Here is an 18,642-nt window from a genome sequence, read left to right as displayed (position 1 = left end):
TGTCCGGAAAAAGGTCAGAGGAGGATCCCATGAGATATCTGCACACGATGGTCCGCGTCCGCAATCTCGAGGAGTCCCTGGATTTCTGGGTCACCAAGATGGGCCTCGTCGAGGTTCGGCGCACCGAAAGCGAGAAGGGCCGCTTCACGCTCGTCTTCCTCGCCGCACCCGAGGACCGGGCCACCGGCACCGAGAAGAAGGCGCCGCTCCTCGAACTCACCTACAACTGGGATCCCGAGGACTACGGCACCGCCCGCAATTTCGGCCACCTCGCCTACGAGGTCGACGACATCTACGAGACCTGCGCGAAGCTCCAGGCCGCCGGCGTCACCATCAATCGCCCGCCCCGCGACGGCTACATGGCCTTCGTCCGCTCCCCCGACCTGATCTCCATCGAACTCCTCCAGAAGGGCGGCGCCAAGCCTCCGCAGGAGCCCTGGGCGAGCATGGGCAACACCGGCGTGTGGTGAGCCTGCCCCGCCCGCGTACTCCAGTCCTCTCCGCCTCGCTCCGATCGGGGATGCAGGCGGAAAGGTGTTGCATCAAGGGGTCGGCGCCTCTTCGCCCCCATCCCTCTCGATCCGCGTTCCCGGACAAGGCGCCGAAGGCGCCGCAGATCCGGGATCCAGCGCGAGCCCCCATCCGCAGCGCCGCGGCCCGTGGAGAGCGCTGGCCCCCGGCGCTCCGGCCGGGGATGCGGGGGAGAGGTGATGCATCCACTTCGCTCCGACCGGGGGTGCGGACGGAGAGGTGTTGCGTCCGCTTCGCTTCGGCCGGGGATGCGGGAGGAGAAGCGTTGCATCAACGGTCGGCGCTTCTTCGCCCTACCCCCATCCCTCTCGATCCGCGTTCCCGGACAAGGCGCCGAAGGCGCCGCAGATCCGGGATCCAGCGCGAGCCCCCATCCGCAGCGCCGCGGCCCGTGGAGAGCGCTGGCCCCCGGCGCTCCGGCCGGGGATGCGGGGGAGAGGTGATGCATCCACTTCGCTTCGGCCGGGGATGCGAAACGAGAGCCCCGCCGGGGCTCCCCGCACTCACATCTCGACGATCTTGCCGTCGCCGAGCGTGATGCGCCGGTCCATGCGGGCGGCGAGGTCCATGTTGTGGGTCGCGATCAGGGCGGCGAGGCCGGAGGCGCGCACGAGGGCGGACAGGGCGTCGAAGACGTAGTGGGCGGTCTTCGGGTCGAGGTTGCCGGTCGGCTCGTCGGCGAGCAGGAGCCGGGGCGCGTTGGCGACCGCACGCGCGATGGCGACGCGCTGCTGCTCGCCGCCGGACAGCTCCGTCGGCCGGTGCGTGGCGCGTTCGCCGAGCTTCATGTAGTCGAGGAGCTCGAGCGCACGCTTCGCGGCCGTCGCCCGGTCGAGGCCGCGGATGAGCTGCGGCATCATGATGTTCTCGAGCGCGGTGAACTCGGGCAGAAGGTGGTGGAACTGGTAGACGAAGCCGATCTCCAGCCGCCGCATCCGCGTCCGGCCCTTGTCGTCGAGCTTGCCGGCCGACACGCCGCCGACGATCACCTCGCCGCCGTCCGGCCGCTCCAGGAGGCCCGCCACGTGCAGGAGCGTCGACTTGCCCGCGCCCGACGGCGCGATCAGGGCGACGACCTCGCCCGGCCGCAGCACCAGGTCCGCCCCCCGCAGCACTTCCAGGAAGCGGCTCCCCTCCGGATAGCGCCGCTCCACGCCCGACAGCACCAGCGCCGGCGCACCCGCAGGGGCCGGAACCGCCGTCTCCCGCTCGACCGCCTGCATCGCCATCACTCGTACCTCAGCGCTTCGACCGGATCGAGCCGCGCCGCCTTCCAGGCCGGATAGACGGTGGCGAGCAGCGACAGCCCGAGCGCCAGCAGCACCACCGAGACGGTCTCGCCCGTGTGCATCACCGCCTTCATGCGCGACAGGAAATAGATCTCCGGCGGGTACAGGTTGGTGCCGAGCACCCAGGACAGGAACTGGCGCACGCCCTCGATGTTGCGGCAGATCAGGAATCCCAGCAGCACCCCCGCGGCCGTGCCCGTAGTCCCGATCGCAGCGCCGGTGATGAAGAAGATGCGCATGACCGAGCCGCGCTCCGCCCCCATGGTCCTCAGGATCGCGATGTCGCGCGACTTGTCCTTCACCAGCATGGTCAGGCCCGCGATGATGTTGAGCGCCGCCACCAGCACGATCATCGTCAGGATCAGGAACATGACGTTCCGCTCGACCTCCAGCGCGGAGAAGAAGGTCACGTTCCGGAATCGCCAATCGGTGACGAAGACCGACCGCTGCGCCGCGATCTCCACCGCCTTGCGCATGTCGCCGACCTTGTCGGGATCCTGCACGAAGACGTCGACCGCCGAGGCCTTGTCGTCCGTGTTGAAATAGGCCTGCGCCTGCACGAAGGGCATGAACACGAAGGCGGCGTCGTATTCCGACATCCCGACCTTGAAGATCGCCACGATCGGGAAGGCCTTCACGCGTGGCGTCACGCCCATCGGGGTGACGTTGCCGCGCGGGGTCACGATCGTGATCGGATCGCCGAGCCTCAGGCCCAGCTTCTCGGCGAGCTTCTCGCCCACCGCCACGCCCTTGCTCTGGTCGAAGCCCTCGAGGGTGCCCTGCTGCACGTTGCCCGAGACGAGCGTGATCTTGTCCAGGTCCTCCTTCTTGATCCCGCGCACGAGCGTGCCGAGCGCCGCGGCCGGGCCGGAGGCGAGCGCCTGCCCCTCCACGAAGGGAATTGCGAACTTCACGCCTTCGACGAAGCCGATGCGGCTCGCCACCTCGTCGAAGTCGGTGAAGGCCGCGTCCGTCGGCATGACGATCATGTGGCCGTTGAGGCCGAGCATCTTGCCGAGCAGCTCCTCGCGGAACCCGTTCATCACCGCCATGACGGTGATGAGCGTGGCGACGCCGAGCATGATGCCGACGAAGGAGAAGCCGGCGATGATGGAGATGAAGGCCTCGCGCCGGCGCGAACGCAGGTAGCGCCAGGCGATCATCCATTCGAAGGGCGAGAAGGGCCGGGTCTCGGTCGGCTCGGCGTCGGTCCTCACGGCATCGGCAACGGCCATCGGCTCAACAGGTCTCCGTTCAGGCGGTCAGGCGGGCGACGGCCGCCTCGGGCGACAGGGTCTCGCGTTCGCCGGTCGCCCGGCGCTTCAGTTCGACCTTGCCCTCGGCGAGGCCCTTGGGGCCGACGATCAGCTGCCACGGCAGCCCGATCAGGTCCATGGCGGCGAACTTGGCACCCGCCCGGCCGTCGGTGTCGTCGTAGAGCACGTCCTTGCCCTTGGCGCCGAGCCGCCGGTAGAGGTCGAGGCAGGCCCCGTCCGTCGCCGCGTCGCCGACCTTCAGGTTGACGAGCCCGACATCGAAGGGCGCCACCGCGTCCGGCCAGACGATCCCCGCCTCGTCGTGGCTCGCCTCGATGATGCCGGCCACCAGCCGCGACACGCCGACCCCGTAGGAGCCCATGTGCACCGGCTTCTCCGCTCCGTCCGGGCCGGCGACCTTCGCCCCCATGGGTTCGGAATACTTGGTGCCGAAATAGAAGATGTGGCCGACCTCGATGCCGCGCGCCGCCATCCGGTCCGCCTCCGGCAGGGCCTCGAAGGCCGCCGGGTCGTGCTTCTCCTCGGTGGCGGCGTAGCGCGTCGTCCAGTCCCGCACGATGCCGGAGAGGTCGGCGTCGAAATCGGTGTCGGCGCCGGGGATGGGCATGTCGAGCAGCCGGCGGTCGCAGAACACCTGGCTCTCACCGGTCGACGCCAGGATGATGAATTCGTGGCTCATGTCCCCGCCGATCGGCCCCGAATCCGCCCGCATGGGAATCGCCTTGAGGCCCATGCGCGCGAAGGTGCGCAAGTACGCGACGAACATCTTGTTGTAAGCGTGGCGGGCCGCCTCCTGGTCCACGTCGAACGAGTAGGCGTCCTTCATGAGGAACTCGCGCCCGCGCATCACGCCGAAGCGGGGCCGCACCTCGTCCCGGAACTTCCACTGGATATGGTAGAGATTGAGCGGCAGGTCGCGGTAGGAGCGCACGTAGGAGCGGAAGATCTCGGTGATCATCTCCTCGTTGGTCGGCCCGAAGAGCATCTCGCGCTCGTGCCGATCCTCGATGCGCAGCATCTCCTTGCCGTAGTCGTCGTAGCGCCCGGATTCGCGCCACAGGTCGGCCGACTGGATGGTCGGCATGAGCAGTTCCAGGGCGCCGGCCCGGTTCTGCTCCTCGCGCACGATCTGCCCGATCCGGGTCAGCACCCGGTAGCCCAGCGGCAGCCAGGAATAGATGCCGGCCGACTGCTGGCGGATCATGCCGGCGCGCAGCATGAGCCGGTGCGAGACGATCTCGGCCTCCTTGGGCGTCTCCCGGAGGATGGGAAGGAAATAGCGGGACAGGCGCATCGGACGGCCTCGGAACGGTCGGCTGGGTCGAACGGAATCCACCGCGGCGGCGGGGCCCGACACTGAAACCCCATGCTCCGCGAAAACACAAGGGCGCAGCAGGATCGGCGGCCCCCGCCGCGTGGCCCGGGCACCGCCTGCCGCCGAGCGGCCTTGGCGCCCCCCGAAACGCATGCTGTAATTACGAAATTTCCATTTTGGAGCACCGGACCCCAGGAAATCGTATTGCTAACCGATTCAAAGGTCTGACTTTTCGCTGCCCTACGCAAAAAACATGGGCTGCGGCTGCACAAAATGGTGACAAACCGAATTCGCCACGATATGGTCTCGAACCATAAGAACAGGGTCCGCCAGGGTTGATCAACAGCCCGGCCTTCGTGAGACCCGAACGAGGCATCGCGGTCTAAGTCTTGGGAGGAAACAACCCCGGCGCGCCGTAAGGCTGCTGCCACCGTCGCTTCTCGCAGTCAGGAGCTTGAAGGCGGACGGAATGGGGTTGGGACGCGCAACTATCAGAAAGCAAGGCGGTCTCCGCCTTGCTTTTTTTATTGCCTGCACGCCGGCTCAGCTTCGCCCCGGATAGCCCGGCAGCGGAATGTCCTCGAGCGTCAGGCCCGATTGTCTTACGGCCACGAAGCCCGCGAAGATCACCCCCGAGACGACGGTGGTCCAAAAGAGTTTCACGAGCAGCCTCGGCACGGCCGGCGCGCCCGGCTCGCTGCCCGGGGTGATCTCCCCGGTTTCGTGCTGCGAGGTGACCCCGAAGGGAAGCACCGCGAAGAGGGTGAGCCACCAGATCACGAAATAGACCGCGAGCCCTGTTCCGAATGCCATGATCCTCTCCGGGTCGGCCGCCCGTCGCGGGCCGGGCCTTGGCTCAGGCCTGCTCCAGTTCCACCAGCGTGCCGCAGAAGTCCTTGGGGTGCAGGAACAGGACGGGCTTGCCGTGCGCCCCGATCCTGGGTTCGCCCGAGCCGAGCACCCGCGCGCCTTCCGCCTTCAGGCGGTCGCGGGCCGCCAGGATGTCGTCGACCTCGTAGCAGACGTGGTGGATGCCGCCGTCCGGGTTCTTGTCGAGGAACTTGGCGATGGGCGAGTCGGCCCCGAGCGGCTCCAGGAGCTCGATCTTGGTGTTGGGCAGCTCGATGAAGACCACCGTCACGCCATGCTCCGGCTGCGGCGTCGGCGCGGTCACCTTCGCGCCGAGCGACCCCCGGTAGACCGCCGAGGCGGCCTCGATGTTCTTCACCGCGATGGCGACGTGGTTGAGGCGTCCGATCATGGCCCGGCTCCCGCTTTGGCGTTCTGGTGCCGCGGATGTAGGCCGCGCCGCCTTGCCCGGCAACCCGGCCCTTCGGCGAAAGCCCGCGCGCGGGGGCGGGACCGATCGCCGCTCCCCTGCCCGGCCTCGCCCGCTCAGTCGACCTCGTGGACGACCACCTCGACGATCGGCTTCTTGCCCCACCGCTCCGCGACCGCCGCCCGGACCGCTTTCTTGATGGCTTCCGCCACCGTGTCGAGGTCCCGGCGGCGCGGCCGCGACAAGCCCTCGAGGGTCGATTCCGCCGCGTCGATCACCACGTCCTCGAAATCCTCGCCGCGCTGGTCCTCGTCCGGAATGCCGATCAGCACCGCCTCCGGGTCCGCCGCGATGCCGCCCTTGCCGTCGAGGGCCAGCGACACGACGACCACGCCCGCGAAGGACGCCTTGCGCCGCTCCTTCACGCCCGACGCGTCCGGCAGGACCACCAGCCGCCCGTCCTTGAAGAGGCGGCCCGCGAAGGCCTCGTCGACGATGCCCGCTGGCCCCGGCGCCAGCCGGATCATCTTGCCGTTGCCGCCGACCACCACCTCGGGCACCCCCACGTGCCGTGCGAGGTCCGCATGGGCATTGAGGTGCACCGCCTCGCCATGCACCGGCACGGCCACCTCCGGACGGGCATACTCGTACATGCGCGCCAGTTCGCCCCGGCGCGGATGGCCGGAGACGTGCACGAGCGCGTCCCGGTCGGTGAGGATGCGCACCCCCTTGCCGGCGAGCGCGTTCTGGATCGCGTTGACGGACTTCTCGTTGCCCGGGATCGTCCGCGAGGAGAAGATCAGCGTGTCGCCGGGGGCCAGCGTGATGTTCCGGTGCTCCCCCGTCGCCACCTTGGCGAGCGCCGCCCGCGGCTCCCCCTGGCTGCCGGTCATCAGGGCGACGACCTTGTCCCGGGGCAGGTATCCGTAGGCGTCCTCGCCCAGGAATGGCTTGATCCCGTCGAGCAGACCCAGCTCGCGGGCCACGTCGAGGGACCGGTGCATCGCCCGGCCGAGCACGACCACGTCCCGGCCGGTCGCCGCGGCGGCCTCCGCCACCGCCCGGATGCGCCCGACGTTCGACGCGAAGGTGGTCACCGCTACCCGGCCCGGCGCCTGACCGATGATCTCCGTGAGCGAGGCAGCCACCTCCCGCTCGCTCGGGCTGATCCCCTCCCGGACCGCATTGGTGGAATCGCCGACCAGCGCCCGGATGCCGGTCTCAGCCGCGATCGCCCCGATCCGCTCGAAGTCGGTCGGATGGCCGAGCACCGGCGTGGCGTCGATCTTCCAGTCGCCGGTGTGCAGCACGGTGCCGAGCCCCGTGCGGATCGCCAGCGCGTTCGATTCGGGGATCGAATGGGCGACGTTGATCGCCTCGATGTCGAAGGGCCCGAGCCGCCAGCGGTCACCCGCCTTGTAGGACTTGACGGGAATGTCGGGTGCCCCCGCGTGGCCTTCCGCCTTGGCGGCCAGCAGCCCGGCCGCGAAGGGGGTCATGTAGACCGGGGCCTTGATCCTCGGCCAGAGGTCGAGAAGCGCCCCGAAGTGGTCCTCGTGCGCATGCGTGATGATGATGCCGAGGATCGACTTCCGCTCCGCCTCCGCGAAGCGGAGGTCCGGGAAGATCAGGTCGACACCCGGCTCGTCGAACTCGTTCGCGAAGGTGATCCCGAAGTCGACGATGATCCATTGCCGGTTCCCGTCCGGGCCGAAGCCGTAGAGCGACAAGTTCATTCCGATCTCGCCGACGCCCCCGAGGGGCAGGAAGACGAGCTCGTCGCCCGTACGCCGCTTTGCCATGTCCCGACCGTCCTGTTCTTGCGCTTGAGCCCCTCGCACCGGAGGTGGCCCGCGATCCGAGACCCCGGCCCGATCGCAGGAGTCCGAGTTGGTTCCTGTCCTAGCTACCCCGGCGCGACGCCCGGGTCGACGGGAACAGATGCAGCTTCTCCGAAATGCACTTCGCCCGCCGCGACCGTTTCCCGTCGCCCGTCCGCCTGCCGGATGACCAGCCGGCACTCTTCGTCGAGCGTTTCGAATACCCCGGTCACGTGGCGACTGCCGACCCGGACCGAGGCCGGCGCCCCGAGCCCATGCGCCCGGGCGAGCCATGCCCGCCGCAGGCGGTCCAGTCCCGCGCCGCCGTCCCAGAGCCGCTCCGCATCGACCCACGCGTCCGACAGCCCGGCGAACAGGGCCGCCGCGGACGGCGCGCCGCCGAGCGCGGCGACCGCGGTGGCCGGATAGGCCAGGTCGTCCGGCGCCGACACGACATTGACGCCGATGCCGACGACGACCGCCAGCCGCCCGGGTCCGGCCGGCTCCGCCTCGAGCAGGATGCCGGCGAGCTTCTTCCTATCCGCTACCACGTCGTTGGGCCATTTCAGCGCGACACGACCGCGCGCCCCCTCTGGGAGCAGCCCGTCGAGGGCCGTCACGAGAGCCACGCCGGCGGCGAAGCCGAGCGTCGCGACCGCCGTCGCGGGCGCGTCGCTCATGAGGAGCAGGCTTGCCGCCAGGTTGCCGCGCCGGCTCGACCATGCCCGGCCGCGGCGCCCGCGCCCGGCGGTCTGCTCCCCGGCGACGAGCCAAAGCCGGCCCGGATCCCCGGACCGGCCGCGCGCCAGACCCTCGCTGTTGGTCGACCCGATCGTCTCGAAGGCGGCGAGCCGGTATCCAGCGCCGATCGCCTTCGCCCCGAGCGCCGGGTCCGCTCCCGGCCCGGTCATCTCAGAACAGGCTCTTCGCCGCCGCCGCCGCCGCGTTGCCGATCGGGTTGGCGATCACCACGTAGGCGAGCACGAAGACGCCGGAGAGCCCGAGCACCACCTTCATCTCGAAGGCCATCGGCTCGAAGGCGGGCGCCGGCTCGTCGAAATACATGATCTTGACGATGCGGAGATAGTAGTAGGCGCCGACCACGCTGGTCACCGCACCGATCACCGCGAGCGTCACCAGCCCGGCCTGCACGGCGGCCAGGAAGACGTAGAGCTTCCCGAAGAAGCCGGCGAGGATCGGGATGCCGGCGAGCGAGAACATCAGCATGGCGAGCAGGAAGGCCATCATCGGCTTCGTACGGCTGAGGCCCGCCAGTTCCGCGATGTCCTCCACCGGCCCGTCCCGCCGCTGCATCGACAGGATGCACGCGAAGGTGCCGAGCGTCATCGCGAGGTAGATCGCGATGTAGACGATCACGCTCTCCACGCCCTGCTGGGTGCCGGCGGCAAGGCCGACCAGCGCGTAGCCCATGTGGCCGATCGACGAATAGGCCATCAGCCGCTTTATGTTGCGCTGCCCGATCGCCGCGAAGGAGCCGAGCAGCATCGAGGCGACGGAGACGAAAACCAGGATCTGCTGCCAGTCCTTGGTCACGGGCCCGTAGCCGTCGATGACGACGCGGGTGAGCAGCGACAGCGCCGCGACCTTCGGGGCGGCCGCGAAGAAGGCCGTCACCGGCGTCGGCGCGCCCTCGTAGACATCCGGCGTCCACATGTGGAACGGCACGGCCGAGATCTTGAAGGCGAGGCCGGCCAGCACGAAGACGATGCCGAAGACGAGGCCGAGCGACGAGCCCTGCGCCTGCAGGACGGCCGAGATCCCCGCGAAGGTGGTCTGGCCCGTGAAGCCGTAGGTGAGCGAGGCGCCGTAGAGCAGCATGCCCGACGAAAGCGCGCCCAGCACGAAGTACTTGAGGCCCGCCTCGGTCGACTTAACGTTGTCGCGGTTGATCGAGGCGATCACGTAGAGGGCGAGCGACTGCAATTCGAGCCCGAGATAGAGCGCGATCAGGTCGCCGGCCGAGATCATCAGCATCATGCCGACGGTCGCCAGCAGGATCAGCACCGGATACTCGAAGCTTTCGAAGCCCTCGCGGCGCGCGAAGTCCAGGCTCATCCAGATCGCGAAGCCAGAGCCCGCCAGCGCCATCAGCTTCATCAGCCGCGCGAAGGGATCGAGGATGAAGGCGCCCTGGAAGGTCGTCCCGAGAGTCGGCGACAGGAGCAGCACCAGGAAGGCCACCGCGATCAGGCCCATGGCGCCATAGGCCACGGGCCGCCCCGAGCGCTCGCCCGAGAAGGCGCCCCACATGAGGAGCGCCATCGCGCCGATCGCGAGGAGGATTTCCGGCAGCGCCGGGCCGAAAGCGGGGGCAGCCATCACGAGCGTCATTCCCTTCGAGTGCCGGAACGGCGCGGCGGCGGGCCGCGCGTCCCGAGGATCGGTGGCGCCTGCCGGCCGGCAGGCCTCGGCCGGGCCCGGTCGCCCGGGCCGGACCGCGTCAGTGCGCGACCGCCGCGGCGGTCTTCACCGCCGCCTCGATCGCCGCGTGGTACTTGGTCACCAGCGCCTGGCTCGAGGCCGCGATGGTGTTCAGGATCGGAGCCGGCCAGACCCCGTAGAGGACCGTCACGATGACGAGCGGATAGACCACCGCCATCTCGCGCCGGTCGAGATCGAGGATGCCGGCGAGGCTCGGCTTGGTGAGCGCGCCGAACACGACCTTGCGGTAGAGCCAGAGCGCGTAGGCGGCCGACAGGATCACGCCCGTGGTGGCGAAGAAGGCCACCCAGGTGTTCGCCTGGAAGGCGCCGATCAGCGTCAGGAACTCGCCGACGAAGCCCGACGTACCCGGCAGGCCCACATTCGCCATGGTGAAGACCAGGAACGCCACCGCGTACCAGGGCATCCGGTTGACGAGGCCGCCATAGGCCGAGATCTCGCGGGTGTGCATCCGGTCGTAGACCACGCCCACGCAGAGGAACAGCGCGCCGGACACAAAGCCGTGGCTGATCATCTGGAAGATCGCGCCCTGCACGCCCTGCTGGTTCGCCGCGAAGATGCCCATCGTCACGAAGCCCATGTGGGCGACCGACGAGTAGGCGATCAGCTTCTTGATGTCCTCCTGCATCAGCGCGACGAGCGAGGTGTAGATGATCGCCACGACCGACAGCGTGAAGACGAGCGGCGCGAAGTGCTCGGAGGCGAGCGGGAACATCGGCAGCGAGAAGCGCAGGAAGCCGTAGCCGCCCATCTTCAGGAGGATGCCGGCCAGGATCACCGAACCCGCCGTCGGCGCCTCGACATGCGCGTCGGGGAGCCAGGTGTGCACGGGCCACATCGGCATCTTGACCGCGAAGGAGGCGAAGAAGGCGAGCCACAGCCAGGTCTGCATGCCGGCCGGGAACGAATGCTGCAGGAGCGTCGGAATGTCCGCCGTGCCGGCCTGCCAGTACATGGCGATCATCGCCACCAGCATCAGGATCGAGCCGAGCAGCGTGTAGAGGAAGAACTTGAACGACGCATAGACCCGCCGCGGCCCGCCCCAGACGCCGATGATGATGAACATCGGGATCAGGCCGGCCTCGAAGAACACGTAGAAGAGCATGAGGTCCAGGGCCGTGAAGACGCCGATCATCAGCGTCTCGAGCACCAGGAACGCGATCATGTACTCCTGCACGCGCCGTTCCACGCTCTCCCAGCTCGCCAGGATGCAGAAGGGCATCAGGAACGTGGTCAGGATGACGAACAGCACCGAAATGCCGTCGACGCCCATGTGGTAGTTGAAGTAGCCGCCGATCCAGGCGGTCTTCTCCACGAGCTGGAAGCCCGGGTTGGCGGGATCGAAGCGGCCGAGGATCAGGAGCGAGACCAGGAAGGTGAAGACCGTCGTGATCAGCGCGATGGTCCGGATCCGCTGGCGCGCGACCGCATCCTCCCCGGTGACCAGAGCGATGAAGAAGACGCCGACCAGCGGCAGGAACGTGACGATGGACAGAAGGGGCCAGCCGGACATCAGCGCGCTCCTCCGAGCATCATCCAGGTCACGAGCGCGGCCACGCCGATCATCATGACGAAGGCATAGTGGTAGAGGTACCCGGTCTGCAGCCGGACGACCTGCTGGGTGACGTCGACGACCCGCGCCGAGATGCCGTCCGGCCCGAGCCCGTCGATGACCCGCCCGTCGCCCTCCTTCCAGAGGAACCGCCCGAGGCGTTTCGCCGGCCGGACGAACAGGAAGTCGTAGAGCTCGTCGAAGTACCACTTGTTGAGCAGGAACCGGTAGAGCGGCTGGTGGCGCTCCGCCAGCGCGCGCGGGATCGACGGGTCGACCACGTAGAACCGGTAGGCCGTCACGAGGCCGATCAGCATCGCGATGAAGGGCAGCGCCTTCACGAGGAGCGGCACTTCGTGGCTCTCCTCGAGGAGCCGGTTCTCCGGTCCGATGAAGAGGGCGCCCTTCCAGAACGCGTCGTACGAGCCCTTGATGGCCTCCCAGCCGTGGCCGTTGCCGAGGAACAGGCCGGTGAACAGCATCCCGGCGAAGACCGCCCCGAAGGCGAGGACCATGAGCGGCACCGTCATCACCGGCGGGCTCTCGTGCACATGCTCCATCACATGGGCGTCGGCGCGCGGCGTCCCCCAGAAGGTCACGAAGATGAGCCGCCAGGAATAGAAGGACGTGAACAGCGCGGCGATCACCAGGAGCCCGAAGGCGTAGCTGGCGAAGGTCCCGTGCGCCGCATAGGCGCTCTCGATGATGGCGTCCTTGGAGTTGAAGCCCGCGAAGCCGAGCTGGCTGAAGGGCACGCCGAAGCCGGTCAGCGCCAGGGTCCCGACCACCATCATCGCGTAGGTGAGCGGGATCTTGTCCTTGAGCCCGCCCATCTTCCGGATGTCCTGCTCGCCCGAGACGGCATGGATCACCGAGCCCGCCCCGAGGAACAGGAGCGCCTTGAAGAACGCGTGCGTGAACAGGTGGAAGATGCCGGCCGAATAGGCCCCGACCCCGAGCGCGGCGAACATGTAGCCGAGCTGCGAGCAGGTCGAGTAGGCGATGATCCGCTTGATGTCGTTCTGCACCAGCCCGACCGTGGCGGCGAAGAAGGCCGTGGTCGCGCCGATGAAGGTGACCACCGCCAGCGCCGTCGGCGCCAGTTCGAAGAGCGGCGAGAGCCGGGCCACCATGAACACGCCCGCCGTCACCATGGTGGCGGCGTGGATGAGCGCGGAGACCGGCGTCGGGCCCTCCATGGCATCCGGCAGCCAGGTGTGCAGCAGGAACTGCGCCGACTTGCCCATCGCACCCATGAAGAGCAGCAGGCACACGCAGGTGAGCGCGTCGAAGTTCCAGTTCAGGAAGTGGATCGTCTTGCCCGCCATCGCCGAGGCGTTGGCGAAGATGGTCGTGAACTCGATCGAGTTGAACAGCAGGTAGACGCCGAAGATGCCGAGCGCGAAGCCGAAGTCGCCGACGCGGTTGACGATGAAGGCCTTGATGGCGGCCGCGTTGGCGGACGGCTTCTGGAACCAGAAGCCGATCAGCAGGTAGGAGGCGACGCCCACGCCCTCCCAGCCGAAGAACATCTGCAGCAGGTTGTCGGAGGTCACCAGCATCAGCATCGCGAAGGTGAACAGCGACAGGTAGGCGAAGAAGCGCGGCCTGTGCGGGTCGTGGCTCATGTAGCCGATCGAGTAGACATGCACGAGCGCCGACACGGTGTTGACCACGACCAGCATCACGGCCGTCAGCGTGTCGACCCTGACCGCCCAGTCGACCGACAGCGTGCCGGACTGGATCCAGGTGAGGAGTTGCACGCGCACCGGCTCGCCCGAGCCGAGCGCCACCTGCACGAAGGCGACCCAGGAGAGGAGCGCCGCCAGGATGAGGAAGCCGGACGTGACGTATTCCGCCACCCTCGCGCCGGGCGGCGCATGATGGTGGTCGTCGTGCCCGTGGCCGTGGTCGTCGGCGCCGTGACCGTGCTCGTCGTGGGCATGGCCGTGGCCGTGGTCGTGACCATGCCCGGAGAGCGCGGCGGCGCCGTCCGGCCCGCGCGGATGCGCGAACAGCGCGATCGCGCCGGCGATCAGGAAGCCGAGGAGCGGCAGGAAGACGATGGCAGAATACATGGGCCGCTCAACCCTTCATCGTGTTGATGTCTTCGACCGCGATGGATCCGCGGTTGCGGTAGAAGACCACCAGGATCGCGAGGCCGATCGCGGCCTCCGCGGCCGCGACGGTCAGCACCAGGAGGGCGAAGACCTGCCCCATGAGGTCGCCGAGGAAGGCCGAGAAGGCGACGAAGTTGAGGTTCACGGCGAGCAGGATGAGCTCGACCGACATCAGGATGATGATGACGTTCTTCCGGTTCAGGAAGATGCCGAACACCCCGAGCGTGAACAGGATCGCGGCCACCGAAAGGTAGTGCGACAATCCGATTTCCATGGGTCACCCCCTCGACGCGGGATCGGCACCGCCGCCCGCCGGACGTTCCTTCCGCGCGCCCCGCGGGAGCCCCTGCCCCGCCGGCCGCCCTTCGCTGATTTCAGAGCCCCTTGCCGCTCTCGACCTTGACCACCTCGATGGAGGCGGACACGGGCCGCGAGACCTGCCGGGCGATGTCCTGCCGCTTCACCCCGACCTTGTGGCGGAGCGTCAGCACGATCGCCCCCACCATCGCGACGAGCAGCACGAGGCCGGACACTTGGAAGAAGAAGACGTAGCGCGTGTAGAGGACCTGCCCGAGCGCCGCGATGTTGGACATCTCCACCGGCGCCGGGATCGGCGTGACCGGCTTTGCCAGGATGCCCGGGTCGATCGCCCAGCCGCCGAGCACCATCATCAGCTCGACGAGCAGGATCCCCCCGAGCACGCCGCCGACCGGCAGGTACTGCAGGAAGCCCTGCCGGAGCTCGACGAAGTCGACGTCCAGCATCATCACCACGAAGAGGAACAGCACCGCGACCGCGCCGACGTAGACGACGACCAGGATCATCGCCAGGAACTCGGCCCCGACGAGCAGGAAGAGCCCGGCCGCGTTGAAGAAGGCGAGGATCAGGAACAGGACCGAGTGGACCGGGTTCCTGGCCGAGATGACCATGAAGGCCGACGCCACCGTGACGGTGGCGAAGAGGTAGAAGAAGAGGGCTTTCAGGACCATCGTGGTTCCCCGTGCCGGCGGGCCGGCTTGTCTCTACGTCCTCGGCGGGCCGCGCGCGACCCGTCCTTCCGTCGAACTCAGCGGTAGGGCGCGTCCATCTCGATGGCGCGGGCGAGCTCGCGCTCCCAGCGGGCGCCGTTGGCGAGGAGCTTCTCCTTGTCGTAGTAGAGCTCCTCGCGCGTCTCGGTGGCGAACTCGAAGTTCGGCCCCTCCACGATGGCGTCCACCGGGCAGGCTTCCTGGCAGAAGCCGCAATAGATGCATTTCACCATGTCGATGTCGTAGCGGGTCGTCCGCCGCGTGCCGTCGTTGCGGCGCGGGCCCGCCTCGATGGTGATCGCCTGCGCCGGGCAGATCGCCTCGCACAACTTGCAGGCGATGCAGCGCTCCTCGCCGTTCGGATAGCGGCGCAGCGCGTGCTCGCCGCGGAAGCGGGGCGAGATCGGGTTCTTCTCGAAGGGATAGTTGATCGTCGCCTTGGGCTTGAAGAAATAGCGCATGGACAGCCAGAAGGCCGCCACGAACTCCTTCAGGAACAGGGCTTTCGCAGCCTGATCGAGCTTCATTCTTCCGTCCCTCCGGACCCCGCGGCTCACCCGCCGACGGCCGCCCCGAACCAGTAGCCGAGCCCCGCAAAGACGAGGCAGTTGACCACGAACACCACCTTCATGATCAGGTCGAGCCGCGCGGCCTGCGATCGTTCGACCACCGCCCCGCCGTTCGCCTTCTCCGCCGCCCGCCGGATCAGCATGGCGATCAGCCCATAGTCGATCAGTCCGACCGCGAGCCCCACACCAGCCCCGATCGCGCCGGGCAGCGACAGATCCATCACCGAGCCCTCACGGCGCCGTCCCCGTCAGCTGCAGGAAGCCGGCGACCACCACCACCGAGGCGAGCGAGATGGGCAGGAACACCTTCCAGCCCAGCCGCATCAGCTGGTCGTAGCGGTAGCGCGGCACGAAGGCCTTCACCATGGCGAACATGAAGAAGACCAGGAGCGCCTTGAGCAGGAACCAGAACACGCCCGGGATCCACGTGAAAGGCGGCAGGCCGATCGGTGCGCTCCAGCCGCCGAGGAACAGGATCGTGGTCAGCGCGCACATGGTCGCGATCGCCACGTATTCCCCGAGCATGAACATCATGTAGGGCGTCGAGCCGTACTCGACCATGAAGCCCGCCACCAGCTCCGACTCCGCCTCGACCAGGTCGAAGGGCGGCCGGTTCGTCTCGGCCAGCGCCGAGATGAAGAAGATAACGAACATCGGGAAGAGCGGGATGAAGTACCAGTTCAGGAAGGTCAGCCACGGCAGGCCGATCAGCGAGGCGATGCCGCGCGTCTGCTGGGCGAGCACGATGCCCGAGAGGTTCAGCGTGCCGGCGCAGAGCAGCACCGTGATGATGACGAAGCCGATCGAGACCTCGTAGGACACCATCTGGGCCGCCGAGCGCAGCGCCGCCAGGAACGGATACTTCGAGTTCGACGCCCAGCCGCCCATGATGATGCCGTAGACGCCGAGCGACGAGATCGCGAAGATGTAGAGGATGCCGACGTTGATGTCGGCGATCACCCAGCCCGGCGCCACCGGCACCACCGCCCAGGCCGCGAGCGACAAGATCACCGTCACGAGCGGCGCCAGCAGGAAGAGCCCCTTCGAGGCGCCCGCCGGGATCACCGGCTCCTTCAGCACGAACTTGAGCAGGTCCGCGAAGGACTGGAAGAGCCCCCAGGGCCCGACCACGTTCGGCCCGCGCCGGAGCTGCACCGCCGCCCAGATCTTGCGGTCCGCATAGAGCACGTAGGCGATCACCACGAGCAGGATCACCATCAGCAGCACGGACTGCGCCACCATGACGATCAGCGGCCAGAGGTAGTTGCCCCAGAAGTCGGCCATCGTCCCCGTCCTTTATTCCGCCGCCTGGCGCGTGATGGCCCGCGCGAGCGCCGAGCACTCGGCCATGACGGCCGAGGCGCGCGCGATCGGGTTCGTGAGGTAGAAGTCCACGACCGGGCTGCGGAACGCCGCGCGCCCCATGGTGCCACCGAGCTCGGCGAGCGCCAGCACGTCGGCGGGATCCGCCGGCACGATTTCGTCCACTTCGCCGAGATGCGGATGCGCCGCGACCATGCGGGCGCGCAGCTGTGCGAGGCTGTCGAAGGGGAGCCGCTTGCCGAGCACGTCGGAGAGCGCCCGGAGGATCGCCCAGTCCTCCCGCGCCTCGCCCGGCGGGAAGCCGGCCCGGTTGGCCTGCTGCACCCGCCCCTCGGTGTTCACGTAGGTGCCGTTCTTCTCGGTGTAGGCCGCGCCCGGCAGGATCACGTCCGCCCGGTGCGCGCCGGCGTCGCCGTGCGTGCCGATATAGACCGTGAAGGTGGCGCCGAGCCCCTGCAGCGGCACCTCGTCGGCACCGAGCAGGAACAGCACGTCGAGCTTGCCGCCCTCGCCCGCCGCGATGATGCCGGCCGCGTCGAGCCCGCCCTCGCCCGGCACGAAGCCGATGTCGAGCGCCCCGACCCGCGAGGCCGCCGTGTGCAGCACCGAGAAGCCGTTCCACTCGTCCGTCGCCGCGCCGACGTCCCGCGCCAGCCGCGCCGCCGCCGACAGGACCGCGAAGCCGTCCGGACGCGCCAAGGCCCCCTGGCCCACCAGGATGAGCGGACGCTTCGCGCCCTTCAGCACGTCCAGGAACCCGATCCGGCCCGCGATCAGCGCGTCCAGCGTCTCCGGCCCCGCACCCAGATGCTCGTGTTCGAAGGTGAGGTCGACCGGCTCGCCGATCGCCGCGACCCGGAAGCCGCCCTGCCGCCAGCGCTTGCGGATGCGGGCGTTGAGGACCGGCGCCTCCTTGCGCGGATTGGAGCCCACGATCAGGAGCGCGTCCGCCGCCTCGATCCCCTCGACGGTCGCGTTGAACAGGTAGCCGCCGCGCCCCATCGACGGGTGCAGGACCGTGCCGTCCTGCCGGGCGTCGATGCTGGCGACGCCGAGCGAGGTCATCAGGGCCTTGAGCGCGAAGAGCTCCTCGACCGACGCGAGGTCGCCAGCGATCGCCGCCATGCGGCCCGGCAGCGTCGCCGTCACCTTCGAGGCGATCGCCTGGAACGCCTCGCCCCAGGAGGCCGCGCGCAACCGTCCGCCGGCGCCGCGGATGTACGGCCGGTCGAGCCGCTGGGTCTTGAGCCCGTCGACGATGTGGCGGGTCTTGTCGGAGATCCACTCCTCGTTCACGGCCTCGTTCAGCCGCGGCAGGATGCGCATCACCTCGCGGCCGCGCGTGTCGACCCGGATGTTGGAGCCGAGCGCGTCCATCACGTCGACCGATTCGGTCTTGCCGAGCTCCCACGGCCGCGCCACAAACTCGTAGGGCCGCGACGTCAGCGCGCCGACCGGGCAGAGGTCGACCACGTTGCCCTGCAGCTCCGATTTCATCGCGCTTTCCAGGTACGTGGTGATCTCCACGTCCTCGCCGCGCGAGATCAGGCCGAGGTCGCCGACGCCCGCCACCTCGTTGGTGAAGCGGACGCAGCGCGTGCACTGGATGCAGCGGTTCATGCTCGTCTTGACGAGCGGCCCGATATACTTGTCCTCGACGGCGCGCTTGTTCTCCCAGTAGCGCGAGGTGTCCACCCCGTACGCCATCGCCTGGTCCTGCAGGTCGCACTCGCCGCCCTGGTCGCAGATCGGGCAGTCGAGCGGATGGTTGATCAGCAGGAATTCCATCACGCCTTCGCGCGCCTTCTTCACCATCGGGGTCCTGGTGAAGACCTCCGGCGGCTCGCCGTTCGGGCCGGGCCTCAGATCGCGCACCGACATGGCGCAGGACGCCTGCGGCTTCGGCGGCCCGCCCTTCACCTCGACGAGGCACATGCGGCAATTGCCGGCGATCGACAGACGCTCGTGGAAGCAGAAGCGCGGCACCTCGGCGCCGGCCGCCTCGCAGGCCTGCAGGAGCGTGGCCTCCGGGGCGACGTCCAGTTCGATGCCGTCGATCTTGATCTTGGCCATGGG

Annotated in this window: 17 protein-coding genes; 1 reads left to right on the top strand and 16 read right to left on the bottom strand. The window is 68.5% G+C overall.

What is annotated here, in order from left to right; translation table 11 throughout:
• The first annotated feature begins 29 nt into the window (after positions 1–29).
• Positions 30–470: a VOC family protein gene (locus WBG79_RS24280; RefSeq protein WP_337359825.1), complete on the top strand. Its 441-nt coding sequence runs from the start codon at positions 30–32 to the stop codon at positions 468–470.
• A 564-nt stretch (positions 471–1,034) separates the two neighbouring features.
• Here the strand turns inward: WBG79_RS24280 and WBG79_RS24275 are convergent.
• From WBG79_RS24275 to nuoG, 16 genes are all read right to left on the bottom strand, one after another.
• Complete coding sequence (locus tag WBG79_RS24275; protein ID WP_337359824.1) at positions 1,035–1,760, bottom strand: ABC transporter ATP-binding protein; 726 nt, start codon at positions 1,758–1,760, stop codon at positions 1,035–1,037.
• On the bottom strand, positions 1,760–3,055 hold the full coding sequence (locus WBG79_RS24270) for a lipoprotein-releasing ABC transporter permease subunit (RefSeq protein WP_337359823.1): 1,296 nt from the start codon (positions 3,053–3,055) through the stop codon (positions 1,760–1,762). Before WBG79_RS24270 ends, WBG79_RS24275 begins: the two co-directional genes overlap by 1 nt.
• 19 nt (positions 3,056–3,074) lie before the next feature.
• Positions 3,075–4,391, bottom strand: a complete 1,317-nt coding sequence (proS, locus tag WBG79_RS24265) for a proline--tRNA ligase (protein ID WP_337359822.1) — start codon at positions 4,389–4,391, stop codon at positions 3,075–3,077.
• Between the two features lie 564 nt (positions 4,392–4,955).
• Positions 4,956–5,225 (bottom strand): DUF1467 family protein, encoded by a 270-nt coding sequence (locus WBG79_RS24260; protein ID WP_337359821.1) that lies wholly within the window; start codon positions 5,223–5,225, stop codon positions 4,956–4,958.
• 43 nt (positions 5,226–5,268) lie between these two features.
• Positions 5,269–5,673 (bottom strand): methylmalonyl-CoA epimerase, encoded by a 405-nt coding sequence (gene mce, locus WBG79_RS24255; RefSeq protein ID WP_337359820.1) that lies wholly within the window; start codon positions 5,671–5,673, stop codon positions 5,269–5,271.
• Between the two features lie 134 nt (positions 5,674–5,807).
• Positions 5,808–7,493, bottom strand: a complete 1,686-nt coding sequence (locus tag WBG79_RS24250; protein WP_337359819.1) for a ribonuclease J — start codon at positions 7,491–7,493, stop codon at positions 5,808–5,810.
• 104 nt (positions 7,494–7,597) lie between these two features.
• Positions 7,598–8,422, bottom strand: coding sequence for a biotin--[acetyl-CoA-carboxylase] ligase (locus WBG79_RS24245; RefSeq protein WP_337359818.1), 825 nt, complete (start codon positions 8,420–8,422; stop codon positions 7,598–7,600).
• A gap of 1 nt (position 8,423) precedes the next feature.
• On the bottom strand, positions 8,424–9,851 hold the full coding sequence (gene nuoN, locus WBG79_RS24240; RefSeq protein WP_443147506.1) for an NADH-quinone oxidoreductase subunit NuoN: 1,428 nt from the start codon (positions 9,849–9,851) through the stop codon (positions 8,424–8,426).
• Positions 9,852–9,972: 121 nt separating this feature from the next.
• Complete coding sequence (locus tag WBG79_RS24235) at positions 9,973–11,487, bottom strand: NADH-quinone oxidoreductase subunit M (RefSeq protein WP_337359816.1); 1,515 nt, start codon at positions 11,485–11,487, stop codon at positions 9,973–9,975.
• Entirely contained in the window at positions 11,487–13,604 is a 2,118-nt protein-coding gene (nuoL, locus tag WBG79_RS24230) for an NADH-quinone oxidoreductase subunit L (protein WP_337359815.1), read from the bottom strand. The genes WBG79_RS24235 and nuoL overlap by 1 nt, the downstream gene beginning before the upstream one ends.
• A 7-nt stretch (positions 13,605–13,611) precedes the next feature.
• Entirely contained in the window at positions 13,612–13,920 is a 309-nt protein-coding gene (gene nuoK / locus WBG79_RS24225; protein ID WP_337359814.1) for an NADH-quinone oxidoreductase subunit NuoK, read from the bottom strand.
• Positions 13,921–14,020: 100 nt separating this feature from the next.
• On the bottom strand, positions 14,021–14,635 hold the full coding sequence (locus tag WBG79_RS24220; protein ID WP_337359813.1) for an NADH-quinone oxidoreductase subunit J: 615 nt from the start codon (positions 14,633–14,635) through the stop codon (positions 14,021–14,023).
• 77 nt (positions 14,636–14,712) lie between these two features.
• Complete coding sequence (gene nuoI, locus WBG79_RS24215) at positions 14,713–15,201, bottom strand: NADH-quinone oxidoreductase subunit NuoI (RefSeq protein WP_337359812.1); 489 nt, start codon at positions 15,199–15,201, stop codon at positions 14,713–14,715.
• 26 nt (positions 15,202–15,227) lie between these two features.
• Positions 15,228–15,464 (bottom strand): hypothetical protein, encoded by a 237-nt coding sequence (locus WBG79_RS24210; protein ID WP_337359811.1) that lies wholly within the window; start codon positions 15,462–15,464, stop codon positions 15,228–15,230.
• Positions 15,465–15,474: 10 nt separating this feature from the next.
• Positions 15,475–16,527 (bottom strand): NADH-quinone oxidoreductase subunit NuoH, encoded by a 1,053-nt coding sequence (gene nuoH, locus WBG79_RS24205; protein ID WP_337359810.1) that lies wholly within the window; start codon positions 16,525–16,527, stop codon positions 15,475–15,477.
• 12 nt (positions 16,528–16,539) lie between these two features.
• Complete coding sequence (nuoG, locus tag WBG79_RS24200) at positions 16,540–18,639, bottom strand: NADH-quinone oxidoreductase subunit NuoG (RefSeq protein WP_337359809.1); 2,100 nt, start codon at positions 18,637–18,639, stop codon at positions 16,540–16,542.
• Positions 18,640–18,642 lie beyond the last annotated feature (3 nt).

Origin of the sequence: Prosthecomicrobium sp. N25 (assembly GCF_037203705.1) — a bacterium.
In the GTDB taxonomy this organism is placed as follows: domain Bacteria; phylum Pseudomonadota; class Alphaproteobacteria; order Rhizobiales; family Ancalomicrobiaceae; genus Prosthecodimorpha.
The sequence above is the reverse complement of the archived record's forward strand: the minus strand, read 5'-3'. Positions and strand labels throughout refer to the sequence as shown.